Here is a 17,644-nt window from a genome sequence, read left to right on the forward strand (position 1 = left end):
GCGGGAGAAGATCAATGGACGATCGATTGCTTGAAGATTATATGCAGGAGCTCAAATGGCTGCGCGCCGCCAGCGGCGAGTTCGCCCGTCGGCACCCGCACGTCGCGGCCCGCCTGCGGCTGAGCGAGTTCGATTGCCCCGATCCCCACGTCGAGCGGCTGCTGGAAGGCTTTGCGCTGCAAAGCGCCCGGCTGCATCAGCGCCTTGACGACGGCTTTGGCGAGCTGTGCGAATCGCTGCTGGAGCAGCTCTCTCCTCACGCCATGCGTCCTTTCCCCGCCTGCGCGACCGCCTGTTTTACCCCCGATCCGCTGGCGGGCGATCTCAGCCAGGGCTATCCGATCCCCGCCGGGACGCCGCTCTACGCGCTAAAGGCCGGCGGGGAAACCCTCTGGTGGCGCACGGCGCTTGCCCACACCCTGTGGCCGCTGGCTATCGACGATGTTGCCTGGTGCGACGCCGCTCAGGCCCGGCAGCTGAGCGGGCTGCCGCAGGCGCGCGGTGCGCTTCGCATCACGCTGCGCTGCCTGCCGCCGCATCGGTTTTCGACGCTGGCGATAGACCGCCTGCGGATCCATCTCTGCGGATCGCCGCAAGTCAACGCCGCGCTGTTTGACCTGCTGTACGCCCACGCAACGGGCCCGCGTCGTCCGCTGCCGGTGGGGCTAATGAATGCCGGGGAGATTTTGCCCAGCGAACCGGGCGTGGAGTCCAGCGCGCTGGCGCTGAGCGCGTGGATGAACTGTCCGCAGGCGCTGATGTACTTCGACCTGCCGCTCCCCGAGACGGGCGACGGCGACACGCTGACGCTTTGCATCCCGTTCGACAGGGCGCCGCAGGCCGCGCAGCACGTTCAGCCCGGCGATATCCGCCTGGGCTGCACGCCGGTGGTGAACCTTTTCACCCGCACCGCTGAACCGCTGCTGGCCGAACACACCCGCAGCGAGCATCGGCTGGTGGCGGACCATCACGACAGCAACGTGCAGATCTATCGTCTGCAGGAGCTGTGGATGAGCCGCCGCGAGAAGGCCTGGCGCGTCCCGCCGTACTATTCGGCGCGCGGGCACAGCAATGCCCGCTGGTTCTGGCACGTAAGGCGCAATCGCCTTCAGGGGAACGAACTGTGGCTTACGCTGGTGGACAGCCGGTTCGATCCGTTTGAACGCGCGGAGGAAACCAGCCTGACGGCAAAGCTGTGGTGTACCAACGGCGACAGCGCGGCGCAGCTTTGCGCGGGAGCCGCGCTGACCTTTGAACAGCCCGGCCCGGTGGCGCAGGTTTGCCTGCTCGGCACGCCGACGGCGCCTTCTGCACCGGCCTCCCGGCGGGAAGCGCGCTGGAAGCTGCTCTCAACGCTGGCGCTCAACCATCTGTCGCTGACGGAAGGGGAAGCGGCGCTGGAGACGCTGAAGGAGCAGCTGGCGCTGTATGCCCCTTCTGCCGCTTCACCCGCTATCTGGCAGCACATCAACGGCATCTGCGGGATGCGCTGTCAGCGGGTGAGCGAACACCGCGGGCGGGACGCCTGGCGCGGCTGGCGAAACGGTATCCGGGTGACGCTGGAGCTCGATCCGCAGGCATTTACCGGCAGCTGCCGCCTGCTGTTTGCCGGCATTATCGCCCGCTTTCTGGCGCGCAATGCCACCGCGAACGGTTTTGTGCATACGGTATTGCAGGACGAAGGAGAGGAGCTGTCGCTATGGACAGAAGCCGACCGAACCGCGCTGATAGCGTAATGGCGCAGCTGAGGCGCGAGCCGTGGCGCTTCTCGCTGGAGCAGTGCGTCCGCATTCTGGAGGCGGCGGGTGAAGCGCCCGAGCTGCGGGGCGATCTGGGGCTGGCGTTTAGTCCGGCAGAAGTGAGTTCGCTGGAGGAGGACGCTCTTCAGGTGCGCAGCCTGGGGCCGGGCGGCGCGGACGGCGTGCTGCCCTACGGCTGGCTGGAGTGGCTGCAGCAGGCGACGCAGGATAAAAACCGCGCGCCGCAGGATTTTATCCACCTGTTTGAACAGCGCTTTATTCAGCATCACTGCCGCAGCCTGAGTTTGTATCGGCTGGCGACGCCCTACGCTCGCCGCGAGGACGCGCCGGGGCTGGCGGTGATGCGGGCGCTGTGCGGCTTCGACGTGGAGGCGATGAAAAAGCATGAGGCTGCGCTGATGCATTGCGCGGGGCTTATCAACCGCAGGCGCTCAACGGCGGGATTTGTCGCGCTGGTGGCGGAGGTGCTCGGCATTACCGTGGAGCCTGAAGAGTTTGTCGGACGCTGGCAGCCTTTGCCGCTGGCGTCTCAGAGCCGCACCGGCTGCCGGCTCGGGCGCAACAGCGTGGCCGGACGGCGGGTCTGGAACCAGCACGCGGCGCTGCGGGTGCATCTGCATGCCAAAGACGCCGCGCGGTGGCGGACATTTTTGCCCGGCGAGCCTGGGTTTATTCAGCTTACCTGGCTTGGTTATCTCTGGTTTGGCGCGGGGATAGCGCTTGAGCTGATGATGCACGGCACGCTGACGCTGGACAATCGTTTAAGACGCGCCGCGCCGCCGCGCCTGGGCTTTACCGCACAGCTGACGGGGCGCAGGCCCGCGTCGTTTCGCTGCCAACAGTCGCTTCAGGAGAACAACACATGGATTTAAAAGCGCTGGTACAACGCCTTAACCCGATCTGCCTGCGGGCGCTGGAACAGGCCGCCGAACGCAGCCGGGCGCAGGGACACTGGTTTGTGGAGCCCGAGCATCTGCTGCTGGCGCTGCTGGATGAGGAACGCGGCGACGTTGCGTGCTGCCTGAACGGCGCGGCGATCGCTGCTGACGCATTGCGCGAGGAGATCCGTCGGGCGCAGGCGCAGTTTAAAACCGGCTGCACGCGGATGCCGGTCTTCTCCGTCCAACTGGTCGAACTGCTGGAAGGCGCGATCCTGCTGGCGGTCTTTCAGAGCAGTGCGCAGCTGCGTTCGGCGCTGCTGCTGCTGACGCTGCTCACCCGCGAGCGGCTGCGCGCGCAGCTGGCGCAGGGAATGCCGTCGCTGCTGAGGCTCTCCGCGGAAACGTTGGAAAGCCAGTGGCGGAACTGGTGCCTCAGTTCCGTTGAAGAACAGCGCGATGCCGCGTCCGGCGATGCGCCGACGCATAGCGGCGGGGTGCTGGAGCAATACACCCACGATCTGACCCGCGACGCGCGAGAAGGGCGTATCGACCCGATCATCGGGCGCGACGGGGAAATTCGCCAGTGCATCGACATCCTGCTGCGCCGCAGGCAGAACAACCCGATTCTGGTGGGCGCGCCCGGCGTCGGCAAAACCGCGGTGGCCGAAGGGCTGGCGCGACGCATTGCCGAAGGGAGCGTGCCGCCGCCGCTGCGCGACGTGGCGCTGCTGTCGCTCGATCTCGGCCTGCTGCAGGCGGGCGCGGGCGTGAAGGGCGAGTTTGAGCAGCGGCTAAAAGGCGTCATCGATGCGGTAAAAAAATCCTCACAGCCAATCATTCTGTTTATCGACGAAGCCCACACGCTGATTGGCGCGGGCGGCGCCGAGGGCGGCAGCGACGCCGCCAACCTGCTGAAACCGGCGCTGGCGCGCGGGGAACTGCGCACCGTCGCCGCCACCACCTGGCAGGAATATAAAAAGTATTTTGAGAAGGATCCGGCGCTGGACCGGCGTTTTCAGCGCATCCAGATTGAAGAGCCGGACGAAGCGAGCGCCGTGATCATGCTGCGGGCGGTGGCCGACAAGCTGGAGGCGCATCACGGCGTGCAAATTCTGGATACCGCGATCCGCGAGGCGGTGCGCCTTTCGCAGCGCTATATCTCCGGGCGTCAGCTGCCGGACAAAGCTATTAGCGTGCTCGACACCGCCTGCGCGCGGGTGGCGCTGGCGCAGCATGACGTGCCGCCTGCGCTGGAGGAAATTCGTCAGCAGCAGGCAGCGATAGAAGAAGAGAGCGAGCGTCTGAATCGTGAACTGCTGGTGGGCGTCGATCATCACGACAGGCTGTGCGAACTGGAAGCGCAGGCGGAGAAACTCCAGCTTCAGGCGCGGGAAGTGGAAGGCCGCTGGCAGGACGAGCGTCAGCGCGTCGGCGAACTGCTGGCGGCGCGCCAGCGGATGCTGGATCTTAGCGAGCGGCTGGACGACGACGACGAGCTTGAGCAGGAGCTGGTGGAGTGCGCGGCGCTGATCGGCAAGCTGGAAACCGCCGCCGCGCAATTGCGCGACGAAGTACCGCTGGTGCCGGACTGCGTGGATCCTGCGACCGTCGCGGCGGTGATCGGCGGCTGGACGGGCATTCCGCTCGGGCAGATGCTCACCGACGAAGCCCACGCCCTGCGCACGCTGGTCGAACGGATGAGCGAGCGGGTGATGGGGCAGCAGGCGGCGCTGGAGACCATCGCCCAACGCCTGCGCGCCTATCGCAGCGGCCTGACCGATCCGCAAAAGCCGGTCGGCGTGTTCCTGCTGGTGGGGCCAACCGGCGTCGGTAAAACCGAAACCGCGTATGCGCTGGCCGATGCCCTCTACGGCGGCGAACGCAATCTGATCACCATTAATCTTTCCGAATATCAGGAAGCGCACACCGTCAGCCAGCTTAAAGGCGCGCCGCCGGGCTACGTTGGCTACGGCAGCGGTGGAGCGTTAACCGAAGCAGTGCGCCGTCGGCCCTATTCCGTGGTGCTGCTCGACGAAATCGAAAAAGCGCACCCGGACGTGCTGGAGGCGTTTTATAACGTGTTTGACAAAGGCGTAATGGAGGACGGCACCGGGCTGATTGTCGATTTCAAAAATACGGTGATGCTGGCGACCAGCAACGTCGGCGCGGAGCTGATTCTCGACACGCCTACGGCTGAATTAAACAGCGAGCGGTTTAACGAGGCATTGCGCGAGGAGTTATTAAAAAATTTCCGCCCGGCGTTTTTAGCGCGGATGACTACGGTGGCGTATCGGGCTTTGGATGAGGAAATATTAAAAGGGATTGTGCTGGCTAAACTGGAGAAATTAGCACAGCGGTATTTAGTGGCGACGGGAGAGAGGTTAAATATTGAAGGTGATTTAGTGAAAAGAGTAATGGAGAAATGTAAGGGAGTAGGGGCCAGAGATGTTGATAATCTGGTGGTTGGGGAAGTGATGGAAAATAATCAGAGGTAATCTTATGTCAATAGTGGTTAGAGATAAAAATATGGTTATTTTTGGGAATGTGAATTCATACAATGAAAAAATGGCATATATAGCGCATTGGATAAATGATCAAGTCGCGATAAAAATAGCAGAAGAGTGTGATGGGGCTGGTTTAGAACGTAAAAAAGGTAAGCATCCTGATCAATTATTTTGGGAGCAAAGAAGACTGAGAACTTCTTTATCAGACAAAGCATATATAGTTATCGATTGCAAATTATTCCCTTGCTTATCTGAATATAGCGGGTGTGCATATCAGGTTCCCATATTGATGCGGAGGGCCGGAATTAAAGTAGGGACTAAGGTTATAGTATATTGCCATGCTGATTGCAGCCCTCTTGGAAAATATTGTTATGAAACAAAAGTTGGTGCCAGTTTTGAAGAAACAAAAGGCTTTCTTAAGAATGTTAATGAATGGAGATGGAAAGAATAGATGATAGGATTAAGCATTTCACCTATTAATTATATTCATTGTTATCTGGTAAATATTGAGAAATGAGAAACTTATGGCTGATTTTAAGGTATTAAAACTCACCGCCCCAGCCCTGACCGGTCTTACCGCCACCACCGCGCAAACCGAATCGGCGCTTAACGGCCTGACCACCGCCACCGTCGCGGCAACCACCTCCGCGCCGTTAACGCTCGATGCTGTGCTGGCGACCCATCTAACCGCCACCATCAACAACGCCGACTACGACGGGCTGATTGCCGAGGCGCACCAGCTTCCGGCGACCGGCAATGCCGATCGCTACCAGTTTGTGCTGCGCCCGTGGCTGTGGTGGTTGACGCTTTCCAGCAACAACCGCGTGTTTCAGAACCTCAGCGCGCAGGAGATCGTCGAGAAGGTGTTTAAGGACGCCGGATTTACCGACTATCAGTTCAAACTCAAAACCAAATCAGAAAAGCGCGAATACTGCCTGCAATACAACGAAAGCGATTTTAATTTTGTCTCGCGGCTGCTGGAACAGGAGGGAATTTTCTGGTTCTTTACCCACGCAGCAGGCAAGCACACGCTGGTGCTGGCGGATGACAACAGCGCCTTCCCGCCGATAACGGGCGAGAAAAAGGTGGCGTATCAGGCGGCACAGAGCGGCGAGCGGGAAACCGGCGCGATCCGCTCAGTGGAGCTGCGTTTGCAGGCGACTTCGCAGGGTTTCCAGAGCAGCGACTTTAACTACGAGCAGCCAAAAGCGGCGCTGTTTGCCCAGGCGGGTGAGAAGAAAGGCGGAATGCACTCTCCACATCCCGGCGGATTCAGTGAAAAAGCGCAGGGCGACGCGCTGGCGGCGTGGAAAGTTAACGCCCTGAAGGCGCAGGCGAAACGGCTGGTTGGCGAAAGCGACTGCGCGGCGCTGGCCGCCGGGCACTGGTTTACTTTGACCGATCACGATGACAAAGCATTAAATATTGACTGGCTGATCGTCGCGGTCAGCCACGAGTACGACGGAAAGCGCTATCGCAACCGTTTTACCGCCATCCCGAAAGCCACGCCGTATCGCCCGCAGAGCAGCACGCCAAAACCGTTTATGCACACCCAAACGGCGGCGGTCGTCGGCAAAAGCGGCGAAGAGGTCTGGACCGATATGCTCGGGCGGGTGAAGGCGCAGTTCCCGTGGGACAGAGAGGGGAAAAACGACGAAACCAGCTCCTGTTGGCTGCGGGTCGCCACCGCCTGGAGCGGCAACGGCTTTGGCGCGCAGTTTATCCCGCGCATCGGCCAGGAGGTGGTGGTGAGCTTTATCGACGGCGACCCGGATAAACCGCTCATTACCGGCTGCGTGTACAACGGTGCGAATGCCCTGCCGTACGCGCTTCCGGCGAATCAGACCCAGTCCGGCATTAAAACCAAAAGCGAAAAAGGCTTTAACGAGCTGCGCTTCGACGACAAAAAAGACGCTGAGCTGCTGGCGATGCAGGCGCAGAAAGATTTCCAGCTTACGGTGTTGAACGACAGTAAAAAGACGATTAGCCACGACGAGATCCACAGCGTCAAAAACGATCGCACGCGTACCGTTGAAGAGGGCAACGAAACCGTCACCCTGAAAAAGGGCAACCGCACGGTGAAAATCGAGAAGGGCAGCGACACGCTGGAGGTGAAAGACAAACGCAGCGTGACGGTGAAGGGCGATCAGGAATACTCAGTAGGCGGCGACGAGACGCACAAGGTGAAGGGGGATTATACGCTCAACGTCGACGGCAATCTGACCATCAAGGTTAGCGGCACGCTAACGCTGGAAAGCGGCAAAACCCTGAACGTGAAGAGCGGGGCAGCGCTGAACGCCAGTGCGACCAGCGACCTTAAGCTTAACGGCGCGAACATCGCCAGCGAAGCGAAAGCCTCGCTGACGCAAAAAGCCGCAACCATAACCCACGAAGCGAAAGCCACGCTCACCAGCAAGGCCAGCGCCACCCAAACCGTGGACGGCGGCGGGATGCTGACCATCAAGGGCGGGATGGTGAAGATCAACTGATGCGCGAGGTGCTGGAACATCAGCAGGAGAGCACCCGGCTTCAGGCGGAGCTCTCGGACGGTCTGCTTAACGGCGAAATGCGCATCGAAGAACACGGTCGCCTGCTGTCGGTGCTGCGCTATCAGCAGGGCTTACTAAACGGCGTGATGGAGTGCTGGCATCCTCACGGTCAGCTTGCCGTGCAGCAGGCGTATCGCGACGGCAGGCGAAACGGTGTGGCCCGCTACTTTTCAAGCGAAGGCGCGTTGCTCCGCGAAGAAAACTGGCTCGACGGCCAGCTGCACGGTGAATGCCGCAGCTTTTACCCTTCCGGGCAGTTACAGATGCACGAGCAGTGGCAGCATGGATTGCGGCACGCGGTCAGCGAGCAGTTCTACCCGGACGGCGCGCGGGCAGCGCGTCAGGTTTATGAAAAGGGGATGATGAAAGGAGACGCGGAGCGCTGGCTGCCGGACGGGCGCGCCATTGACGCCAGCGGCAAACCGCAGTCGCGGATAAGCAAATGGACAGAGCGGCTGTAGCGGCATGGGGCTGAAAAAAAATGATTTTCTCTCAGCATAAATGAAGGGGCTTACTGCCCACTGCACTCACATCTTCGTTTCAGCGTTTCTTTCTTTCCATGAATCTGAAAACTTGATGTTCCCATCTACGACGTGCCATGTGATTTTCTCATACTGCAAGGAGACGGATTCCATGTGATTCAATTTATCATTGCCCGGAAGTTTGCAGTTCGCAACGCCACAGTTAACGCCTGTGATTTTGACATTCTCCATGAGGACAATGTAGTAACAAACTTCCTGTCCTGCGTCATTGATATGGTAGAAGCGTACCTCAGCACTCTTCAGGTTCTGTCCTGTAGCAGCTGCTTTATAAAGATACGGGGTTGAATTATCTACTTCCTTTTCAAATCTGAAAGATGAGTGAGTTCGAGTCCCGGTTATTTTGCCATTAGCTGTATCTACGGGCAGATTAATCCCATGGCTCAGTCCAACAATCTCTATCGAACCTTCCCGGTCCGTAACATCAACAGATCCTTTAATATCAGCGCCACCATCGTCTTTAAGCCACAGATATGGAGGTATAGGCATGTCATTTACTCCTTGTAAAATTAATCAACTTTACTGTCAAAATATAAATTGCGGTGGTTAGTATAAAAACGGTAATTATATCTATGTAGAAATAGGCATTGTCTATCTCTTCGCCTCCAACATTGCCATAACCATACAGGAGGTTAGACACTTTATCGGCTAAAGACTCTGGAACCCATTTGTAAGGGTTACCTAACGTTTTACCGATTAATACAAATAATGTAATGAAGAGAATAAATTTCAGTAATCGCAACAACCACTTTTTAAGGGCATGTTGTGCCATAAGTTGCCACCTCAATAAGACCTCTCGCAGTTAGTGAACGCATACATGGGACTGGCTCAGGCTTCTCTCGTAAAAGAGCATTTCGTATCAGAGCATAATCTGAATTATGAACAATGGTGATGCATCCTTTTGAAACCCTTCCAGGGTGAAGTCTGAATAAACCTCTATGAACATCATTGACCCATGTACCATCGTCAATTCCCCAATCATCCCTGTAGAGTGCAAACCATTCCGAATGCTTAAATTCTGCATCATAGAAAGTCTTATTTATGCTATCTCTAACAAAAGCGTTAGCTCTGCTTAGTGGACCACCCTGGCCTCTTTCAACTACCCAATACCTCCCAGGTGGAATTGGACCATTGTCTGGAATTACACTGCATCCACCGTGGTTACGATAAATACCGTTCCCAGAGAATGCCATGAAGACACCTACTCCATCGAGAGTAAAGGGTGAATAGTCTGCGTCATTGAGTATAAGCCGTCCTTGCAACATACAAGTCCCTTCCTGAAGCCTGTTACGTAGGTTTGCAACATACTCTTGTGCCAGCAATCCGTAAATTCAAAAAACAATATTAAGCTCTCAAAGCTTAGGCAGTAATAATAATTAACGGCGAGGCAAAATATAATGTATAAAATATTCTTCGCATAGGCGTTTACACTGCTTCTTTGCAGCTGCGCGGTGCCAAAGCAATTACAGCAATCCAAAGCTTTAGTTGATGTGCATAGCGCTGAACGGAAAGTTACACTTGATAAATTAAATATCAAAGCCACAACATTTTTGCTCGATAAGCAGAATGTAAATTTGGCATCAGATAAAAAATGGTTGGGATCCGCCAAAGATAATTAGCAGTAAACGGTGAGATTTAAAGAGTAAATTGTGAAACATTTTGCGAAGAGTCTGCGTATCGCAGATACGAAAAAGGACAACGTAAACTGTTGTCCTTTATATGAAAAGTTGGTCGGCACGAGAGGATTTGAACCTCCGACCCCCGACACCCCATGACGGTGCGCTACCAGGCTGCGCTACGTGCCGACGCATAAAAAGATAGTACTCGATTCCCCGCTGAATGCAAGGGGAAGCGAACGCTAACTGGTTTACAATTAATCAGTTAGCGATAAAGCGCTTCTCATCCGTCAGCACCTGCAGCAGCAGGCTAAGCTGTGGTTTTTGATCCTTCAGCTTCTCGCCCTGCAGATTATAGGTCTGGTATTTTCCGTTGCCGTTCAGCACCAGCGTCAGCTTCGGCGTATTCACGACCAGCGTGTTGTTGCCCGCTGCCGTCACCCAGTTGTGGCGACGCGTTGCGCTAAACAGGTCTTGCCCCTGAGAGTATTCATTTGCCGGGGTGCTGACGTGCAGCAGGCGCTGCATCAGCGTGGTCATCACGTCTTTGTGCTCGGTGAGCATGTTGATGCGCTGCGCCGGCGTGCCCGGCCAGTGAACGACGAGCGGAACGTGAAGGTTTGGCCGCGACCACTCCATGTCGTTCTTCTCATCACCCAGCGGTACGCCGTGGCCCGCGGTAATAATGACGACGGTATTCTCCAGCTTGCCGGCGTCGCGCAGGGCATTCAGCACGCGACCAATCTGCGCATCGACATCGCCCGCCGCGCGCGCATATCGGCGCGCAAAGCCTTTCTGATTGCTGTCGTCCAGGGTGGTGCCGTTAAAGGCCACCCATGAGAACCAGCGGTTATCTTCCTGCGCGTAGTTCTGCAGCCAGTTTATCCACTGATTCGCGGTTCGGTCGTCCGACTGGCTTTGCGCCGCAGGCAGCGAGAAGTCGGACAGCAGCGCCTGACGGTAGAGCGAACTGTTAAAGCCGTCTGATGAGAACAGCCCCAGCTGGTAGCCCTGCTGGTTCAGCCCGGTAATCAGCGCCGCAGGGATGCGCGCGGAGAGCACCCCGTCCATGTAACCTGGCGAGATCCCGTAGAACAGGCCAAAAATGCCCGCGTCCGTGGAGTTGCCCGAGCTCATGTGCTGCGTGAAGGCGATATTTTTATCCGCAAATTCAGCCAGGGCTGGCATCTGCTTCTCAAAGCGCGAATAGTTCAGGCCATCGACGGTGATCAGCAGAACGTTCTGCCCGCGGCCCATGTCGCGGTAGCGCAGGTCGCTCAGCGGATACTGCACGCTGACCGCCTCCGGGTTGCCCTGCTCGACCAGGCGGCGCTGATACTCCTGCGCATCCAGCAGGCCGTGTTTTTCAAGGAAGCGACGGGCGGTCATCGGGTACGACAGCGGCAGATTAGCGCGCTGCATCGTCACCGGGCGGTAGAAGTTCGCATCGGCCCAGATGTACATAATGTGCGAACTGATAAAGGAGACAAAAAAGAGCGCCGCGACGGGCTTCGCGTAGTGGCGGCGTCGGGTCAGGCTGCGGAGTTTTTGCCAGCTCCACGTCGCGAACAGCATCTCAATTAGCAGGATCACCGGCACGCTGATAAACATCAGCTGCCAGTCGCGTGCGGTTTCGTTCTGGTCGGGGTTAATCACCAGTTCCCAGACGATGGGATTAAGATGCAGGTGAAAACGGGTAAAGACTTCGCTGTCGATAAGCAGCAGCGTCATCCCCGCGGTGGCGAGGATAGCGGATAAGAACCGCATCAGACGCTGTGACATGACGATAAACGTCAGCGGGAACAGGATCAGCAGATAGGTGGCGAAAACCAGAAAGCTAAAATGCCCAACGACGCTGATCCAGGAGTAAATACGCCCGATGAGCGTGGTAGGCCAGTCTGCCACAAACAGATAGCGGCTGCCGAGCACCATGGCCAGCAGCATGTTGAACAGGGCAAACCAGTGCCCCCAGCTGACCATCTGGGAGACTTTTTCGCGGTAGCGCTGACGGTTCGTCACCATAAACTGTAGTTCGTTTCCCTTAGTGGGCCTTGTCGTCGCTCACGGATGACTGCAAAGCCTGGGCGAAAGATTTGGCGATCGCCTGACGCTGAGCCGGAGCAACGCTGGTATTGATCAGGTTGGTGACCATGTTTCCCAACACCATCAGGGAAAGATCGGTCGGCGTTTTATGTTTTTCCAGCACGTTGACCAGCTCACTAAGCAGCTGTTCTACGTGTTCGTCACTGTAGCGGGAATGTTGTGGCATAACTCAAAATCAGTTTGTTGATGAAAGGGCAACATATTACCGTAGCAACAGCTTTTTTTCCCCCTTTTTTATCTTCTGTTGCACACATGCGTTGGTGGTGGTTGAATACCGCCCGGTCTAAAAGGAGAGTTTATCATGAGTCTGGAAATCAACCAGATTGCCTTGCACCAGCTTATCAAGCGTGATGAGCAAACCCTTGAAGTGGTGCTGCGCGATTCATTACTGGAACCAACGCCTACCGTTGTGGAGATGATGGCGGAGCTACACCGCGTCTACAGCGCGAAAAATAAAGCCTACGGCCTGTTCAACGACGAGAGCGAGCTGGCCGACAGCCTGCGCCTGCAGCGTCAGGGCGAGGAAGATTTCCTGGCCTTCAGCCGCGCCGCCACCGGCCGCCTGCGCGACGAGCTGGCGAAATACCCGTTTGCCGACGGCGGCATCGTGCTGTTTTGCCACTATCGCTATCTGGCCGTGGAATATCTGCTGGTGACGGTGCTCAACAACCTGAGCAGCATGCGCGTGAACGAGCAGCTGGACATCAGCTCGACGCACTATCTGGATATCAACCACGCCGATATCGTGGCGCGCATCGACCTGACCGAATGGGAAACCAACCCGGAATCCACCCGCTACCTGACGTTCCTCAAAGGCCGCGTGGGCCGCAAAGTGGCCGATTTCTTTATGGACTTCCTCGGTGCCAGCGAGGGCCTCAACGCCAAGGCGCAGAATAAAGGGCTGCTGCAGGCGGTGGATGATTTCACCGCTGAAGCGCAGCTGGATAAATCCGAGCGCCAGACCGTGCGTCAGCAGGTTTACAGCTACTGCAGCGAGCAGCTTCAGGCGGGCGAGGAGATCGAGCTGGAGTCGCTGTCAAAAGAGCTGGCGGGCGTCAGCGAGGTCAGCTTCCAGGCGTTTACCGCGGAGAAAGGCTACGAGCTGGAAGAGAGCTTCCCGGCGGACCGCAGCACGCTGCGTCAGCTCACGAAATTTGCCGGCAGCGGCGGGGGCCTGACGGTCAACTTCGACGCCATGCTGCTGGGCGAGCGCATCTTCTGGGACCCGGCCACCGATACGCTGACGATCAAAGGCACGCCGCCGAACCTGCGCGATCAGCTGCAGCGCCGCACGACCGGCGGTAAATAGCAGGCATAAAAAAACCCCGCCGAAGCGGGGTTTTTTACGACCGGTTTGCGATTACGCGCGAACGAAGTCGATGTGAGTCAGTTTTGGCTTGAACGCGTGACGCTGAACGGCCTGAACCTTCACTTTTTCTTCTTTACCGCCAACAACGATGGTCAAAACTTCGCCGTAGAACTCAGGCTTAGTCTGCATGTTCCACACTTTGTCGTGATCCAGTTCGATTGCAACTGGAGCAGCTTCGCCACCGTAAACGATAGCCGGGAACTTGTTAGCGTTACGCAGGCGGCGGCTCGCACCCTTACCCTGCACGTTACGTACTTCTGCTTCGATAGTGAACATTGATTTCTCTCTGTATTTAAAACCCTACTACAGGCGACCCAGCAGCAGGTGAGTGTTCTGCCTCACGGATGTGAAGCGGGCGGCATTTTATACTCAATTGCCCCTCACATCAATGAAAAGTCCCGCTAGCCGCGTAATTCATTTGCCCGACGAAAGCGGCCTTCATAGTCAAAGACCTTCTCGCGTACCTGCCAGAACTGGCCTTTCCTGCGGGCAACAACGAAGTCCGGATGGCGCAGCAGCGCCTGCTGGTGAACGATATCCGCCACCGTTATCCAGCGCAGGGGCACGCCGGGCGTGCGGGTGTGCGGACGCATAAATAGCTGCTCAAACGCCGTGCGCTGGGCCGGAGTATGGACCCTGAAGCGCTCGCTAACGTCCGCGCCGTCCTCGTCGTAGTAGGTGATCTTAAGCCACTCGCCTTTTTCATCCGCGCCGGGCTGGAGCGCCATGCCCGAGCAGCGCAGCACCAGCGCGTCCTTCAGCTTCAGCGCCGCCTTGAGCATATCGTCGGGATCGACCAGCACCGCGTCGCACTCCCGGCAGCGGCGGGCGGCAATATCATTTTCGGCGTTGCACTGGGGGCAGTTTTTGAAGCGGAAGCGAAAATCGCACTGCTCGCGGTGCCCGTCGTCGTCCTCAAACCAGCCCTGGCAGCGGCGGCCAAAATGCTCGATCAGCGTGCCGTCGGCGGTGGTTTTGCCCCAGAAGGTGTTGGCAAAGCCGCAGGCAGGGCAAAACACTTGTACCGGCACGTTGTCGCTTTTGCCTTTCGGCGTCCCGACCTCGGGAGAGTAGAGATCGTGCGGGTTTCCCGCATAGTCCAGAATCAGGCAGTCGGTCTTTCCGGGCGCAAGGCGCAGGCCGCGTCCGACAATTTGCTGATAAAGGCTGACGGATTCGGTGGGGCGCAAAATGGCGATCAGATCGACGTGCGGAGCGTCAAAGCCGGTGGTTAATACCGAAACGTTGACCAGGTAGCGGAACTGCTGCGCTTTAAACGCCTCAATCAGCCTGTCGCGCTCGGGGCCGGGCGTTTCACCAGTGATCAGCGCCGCGTCGTCCGCTGGCAGCAGCCCGGTGATTTCCCGGGCGTGCTCAACCGTGGCGGCAAAGATCATCACCCCTTTGCGCGTCTGCGCAAACTCCTCAATCTGGCTAATGATGTGCGGCGTAATGCGCTTCTGCTTTTTCAGCTCAAGGTTCAGGTCAGCCTCGCTGAACAGGCCGTTGCTCTGCGCCTGCAGGCGGCTGAAGTCATACTGTACCACCGGCATATCCAGGCGTTCAGGCGGCGTCAGATAGCCGTGCTTAATCATGTAGCGTAGCGGCAGCTCGTAGATGCAGTCGCTGAACAGCGCCTTTTCGTCACCGCGAACCATGCCGTGATAGTGGAAGCGGTAGATCCAGCCTTTGCCCAGGCGGAACGGCGTCGCCGTCAGGCCGAGCAGGCGTAAGTGAGGATTCACCTCTTTCAGATGATTGAGGATCTGCTGATACTGGCTGTCGTCGTCATCGCTGATGCGGTGGCATTCATCGACGATCAGCAGCGAAAACTCGCTGCGAAACTGATTCAGGTTGCGGGCGACCGACTGCACGCTGCCAAACACCACTTTTCCGTGGCTCTCCTTGCGTTTTAGTCCGGCGGCGAAAATATCGGCCTCAAGCCCGAGGGCGCAATACTTGGCGTGGTTCTGCGCCACCAGCTCTTTAACGTGGGCGAGCACCAGCACGCGCCCGCGCGCCAGGCGGGCCAGCTCGGCGATGACCAGACTTTTTCCTGCCCCGGTCGGCAGCACGATAGCGGCAGGCTTTTGGTGTTTGCGAAACCAGGCGAGGGTCGCGTCGACGGCTTCCTGCTGGTAGGGACGAAGTGTAAAAGTCATGGGCTCTCAGATTGATTAACTCACACATAGTATGCCACGAAACTTTTTCCCTTGAGTGGCGCAACCAGACCATTATACTGATCCGTTCTTGACTGCTTCTTTTTCGGACGCGTTGTCCGACTTCCAGCACCCTAAAGGCTAATTAGATTTCATGCGACTTGATAAATTTATCGCTCAGCAGCTTGGCGTAAGCCGCGCTATTGCCGGGCGTGAAATCCGCGCCACCCGCGTTACCGTGGATGGCGAGATTGTGAAAGATACCGCGTTCAAACTCCAGCCTGAACACCAGGTCGAGTACGACGGTAACCCGCTGACCCAGCAGCATGGCCCGCGCTATTTCATGCTCAACAAGCCGGAAGGCTACGTCTGCTCAACGGACGACCCGGATCACCCGACGGTGCTCTATTTCCTCGACGAGCCGGTGGCGCACAAGCTGCACGCCGCGGGGCGTCTGGATATCGACACCACCGGCCTGGTGCTGATGACCGACGACGGTCAGTGGTCGCACCGCATTACCTCTCCGCGCCACCATTGCGAGAAAACCTATCTGGTGACCCTGGAATCGCCGGTTGCCGATGACACGGCAGAACAATTTACCAAAGGCGTTCAGCTGCATAATGAAAAAGATCTGACCAAACCGGCGGTGCTGGAAGTGATCACCCCAACCGAGGTCCGTCTCACCATCAGCGAAGGGCGTTACCACCAGGTCAAACGCATGTTTGCCGCGGTAGGCAACCACGTTGTCGGCCTGCACCGTGAGCGTATCGGCGCGATCGCGCTTGACCCGGAGCTGGCTCCCGGCGAATACCGTCCGTTAACGGCGGAAGAGATCGCCAGCGTCGGCCTGCCTTCGCGCTAATTTCAGGAGAACCCTGTGACCACCAGGCCACACTCGTCGTTTAAAATCGTCTTTATTCTTGGCCTGCTGGCCATGCTGATGCCGCTGTCTATCGATATGTATCTGCCCGCGCTGCCGGTGATTTCCGCGCAGTTTGGCGTACCGGCGGGCAGCGCGCAGATGACGCTCAGCACCTATATTCTCGGTTTTGCCATCGGCCAGCTTCTGTATGGCCCGATGGCGGACAGCCTCGGGCGCAAGCCGGTGATCCTCGGCGGGACGCTGATTTTCGCGGCCGCGGCCGTGGCGTGTGCGCTGGCGCAGACCATTGACCAGCTCATCTTTATGCGCTTCTTGCACGGCCTGGCGGCCGCGGCGGCGAGCGTGGTGATCAATGCCCTGATGCGCGACGTCTACCCGAAGGAAGAGTTCTCCCGCATGATGTCGTTCGTCATGCTGGTGACCACCATCGCGCCGCTTATTGCGCCGATGGCGGGGGGCGCGGTGCTGGTGTGGTTTAGCTGGCACGTCATCTTCTGGATCCTGGCCGTGGCGGCGCTGCTGGCGTCGGCGATGATCTTCTTCTTTATTGATGAAACGCTGCCCGCTGAGCGTCGCCAGAAATTCCACATTCGCACCACGCTTGGCAACTTCGCCTCGCTGTTTCGCCACAAGCGCGTGCTGAGCTACATGCTGGCCAGCGGCTTCAGCTTTGCTGGGATGTTCTCGTTCCTCAGCGCCGGGCCGTTTGTCTACATCGAGCTGAACCACGTCTCGCCGCAGCACTTCGGCTACTACTTTGCCCTGAACATCGTGTTTCTGTTCGTCATGACCATCATTAACAGCCGGTTCGTACGGCGGGTCGGGGCGCTCAATATGTTCCGCGCCGGGCTGTGGATCCAGTTTGTGATGGCGATTTGGCTGGTGGTGACGGCGTTCCTCGGCGTCGGCTTCTGGGCGCTGGTGGTCGGCGTTGCCGCGTTTGTGGGCTGCGTGTCGATGGTCTCGTCCAACGGCATGGCGGTGATCCTCGACGAGTTCCCGCACATGGCGGGCACCGCCTCGTCGCTGGCGGGGACGTTCCGCTTCGGCATCGGTGCCGTGGTGGGGGCGCTGCTGTCGCTTGCCACGTTCAGCACAGCCTGGCCAATGCTGTGGGCCATCGCGCTGTGCGCAACCTGCTCCATTCTGTTCTACCTCTACGCCAGCCGGCCCCGCAAAACGGCACGCTAGGCGCGCAAAGGCCCGAAAAGGGCCTTTTTGTTGACGCATATCAACCAAAATGGCGTTCGTTTACCCCTTGTTTGTTTCTTTTATGTAAAA

At 58.0% G+C, this 17,644-nt stretch carries 16 protein-coding genes and 1 tRNA gene; 9 read left to right on the forward strand and 8 right to left on the reverse strand.

Annotated elements, in window-relative coordinates:
- Positions 1 to 14 precede the first annotated feature (14 nt).
- The 6 genes from tssF to AB8804_RS04240 all read left to right on the forward strand — a co-directional run bounded on the left by tssF (position 15) and on the right by AB8804_RS04240 (position 8,155).
- Positions 15 to 1,736, forward strand: coding sequence for a type VI secretion system baseplate subunit TssF (tssF, locus tag AB8804_RS04215; RefSeq protein WP_371183391.1), 1,722 nt, complete (start codon positions 15 to 17; stop codon positions 1,734 to 1,736).
- On the forward strand, positions 1,700 to 2,632 hold the full coding sequence (gene tssG, locus AB8804_RS04220; protein WP_371183393.1) for a type VI secretion system baseplate subunit TssG: 933 nt from the start codon (positions 1,700 to 1,702) through the stop codon (positions 2,630 to 2,632). The genes tssF and tssG overlap by 37 nt, the downstream gene beginning before the upstream one ends.
- Positions 2,623 to 5,136, forward strand: coding sequence for a type VI secretion system ATPase TssH (tssH, locus tag AB8804_RS04225; protein ID WP_371183395.1), 2,514 nt, complete (start codon positions 2,623 to 2,625; stop codon positions 5,134 to 5,136). The genes tssG and tssH overlap by 10 nt, the downstream gene beginning before the upstream one ends.
- A gap of 4 nt (positions 5,137 to 5,140) precedes the next feature.
- Positions 5,141 to 5,596: a hypothetical protein gene (locus AB8804_RS04230; protein WP_371183397.1), complete on the forward strand. Its 456-nt coding sequence runs from the start codon at positions 5,141 to 5,143 to the stop codon at positions 5,594 to 5,596.
- A 73-nt stretch (positions 5,597 to 5,669) separates the two neighbouring features.
- On the forward strand, positions 5,670 to 7,634 hold the full coding sequence (locus tag AB8804_RS04235; RefSeq protein ID WP_371183399.1) for a type VI secretion system Vgr family protein: 1,965 nt from the start codon (positions 5,670 to 5,672) through the stop codon (positions 7,632 to 7,634).
- The gene (locus AB8804_RS04240; RefSeq protein ID WP_371183401.1) at positions 7,634 to 8,155 is read left to right on the forward strand and encodes a toxin-antitoxin system YwqK family antitoxin; all 522 of its coding nucleotides are present in this window, start codon (positions 7,634 to 7,636) and stop codon (positions 8,153 to 8,155) included. The genes AB8804_RS04235 and AB8804_RS04240 overlap by 1 nt, the downstream gene beginning before the upstream one ends.
- 66 nt (positions 8,156 to 8,221) lie before the next feature.
- Here the strand turns inward: AB8804_RS04240 and AB8804_RS04245 are convergent, their stop codons facing one another.
- From AB8804_RS04245 to AB8804_RS04270, 6 genes are all read right to left on the reverse strand, one after another.
- Complete coding sequence (locus AB8804_RS04245; RefSeq protein ID WP_371183403.1) at positions 8,222 to 8,722, reverse strand: Hcp family type VI secretion system effector; 501 nt, start codon at positions 8,720 to 8,722, stop codon at positions 8,222 to 8,224.
- Between the two features lies 1 nt (position 8,723).
- Positions 8,724 to 9,005: a hypothetical protein gene (locus AB8804_RS04250; protein WP_371183405.1), complete on the reverse strand. Its 282-nt coding sequence runs from the start codon at positions 9,003 to 9,005 to the stop codon at positions 8,724 to 8,726.
- Positions 8,986 to 9,498, reverse strand: coding sequence for a DUF2778 domain-containing protein (locus AB8804_RS04255; protein WP_371183407.1), 513 nt, complete (start codon positions 9,496 to 9,498; stop codon positions 8,986 to 8,988). Before AB8804_RS04255 ends, AB8804_RS04250 begins: the two co-directional genes overlap by 20 nt.
- A gap of 463 nt (positions 9,499 to 9,961) precedes the next feature.
- Positions 9,962 to 10,038: transfer RNA gene (locus tag AB8804_RS04260), tRNA-Pro, on the reverse strand.
- Between the two features lie 72 nt (positions 10,039 to 10,110).
- Positions 10,111 to 11,871, reverse strand: coding sequence for an LPS biosynthesis-modulating metalloenzyme YejM (yejM, locus tag AB8804_RS04265; protein WP_371183409.1), 1,761 nt, complete (start codon positions 11,869 to 11,871; stop codon positions 10,111 to 10,113).
- A 19-nt stretch (positions 11,872 to 11,890) separates the two neighbouring features.
- The gene (locus AB8804_RS04270) at positions 11,891 to 12,118 is read right to left on the reverse strand and encodes a YejL family protein (RefSeq protein ID WP_112012582.1); all 228 of its coding nucleotides are present in this window, start codon (positions 12,116 to 12,118) and stop codon (positions 11,891 to 11,893) included.
- Positions 12,119 to 12,253: 135 nt separating this feature from the next.
- Here AB8804_RS04270 and yejK point away from each other — a divergent pair, with 135 nt between their 5' ends.
- The gene (yejK, locus tag AB8804_RS04275; RefSeq protein ID WP_371183411.1) at positions 12,254 to 13,261 is read left to right on the forward strand and encodes a nucleoid-associated protein YejK; all 1,008 of its coding nucleotides are present in this window, start codon (positions 12,254 to 12,256) and stop codon (positions 13,259 to 13,261) included.
- A 51-nt stretch (positions 13,262 to 13,312) separates the two neighbouring features.
- Here the strand turns inward: yejK and rplY are convergent, their stop codons facing one another.
- Together rplY and AB8804_RS04285 are read right to left on the reverse strand one after the other, a co-directional pair.
- A complete protein-coding gene (gene rplY / locus AB8804_RS04280) occupies positions 13,313 to 13,597 on the reverse strand; it encodes a 50S ribosomal protein L25 (RefSeq protein ID WP_112012580.1) in 285 nt (94 codons plus the stop codon).
- Between the two features lie 125 nt (positions 13,598 to 13,722).
- Positions 13,723 to 15,483, reverse strand: a complete 1,761-nt coding sequence (locus AB8804_RS04285; RefSeq protein WP_371183413.1) for a DEAD/DEAH box helicase — start codon at positions 15,481 to 15,483, stop codon at positions 13,723 to 13,725.
- A 151-nt stretch (positions 15,484 to 15,634) separates the two neighbouring features.
- Between AB8804_RS04285 and rsuA the strand changes: the two genes are divergently transcribed.
- Complete coding sequence (gene rsuA, locus AB8804_RS04290; protein ID WP_371183415.1) at positions 15,635 to 16,342, forward strand: 16S rRNA pseudouridine(516) synthase RsuA; 708 nt, start codon at positions 15,635 to 15,637, stop codon at positions 16,340 to 16,342.
- Between the two features lie 15 nt (positions 16,343 to 16,357).
- The gene (locus AB8804_RS04295; RefSeq protein WP_371183417.1) at positions 16,358 to 17,554 is read left to right on the forward strand and encodes a Bcr/CflA family multidrug efflux MFS transporter; all 1,197 of its coding nucleotides are present in this window, start codon (positions 16,358 to 16,360) and stop codon (positions 17,552 to 17,554) included.
- Positions 17,555 to 17,644: the final 90 nt, after the last annotated feature.

Origin of the sequence: Enterobacter sp. KBR-315C3_2022, from assembly GCF_041399425.1 — a bacterium.
Taxonomy (GTDB): domain Bacteria; phylum Pseudomonadota; class Gammaproteobacteria; order Enterobacterales; family Enterobacteriaceae; genus Enterobacter.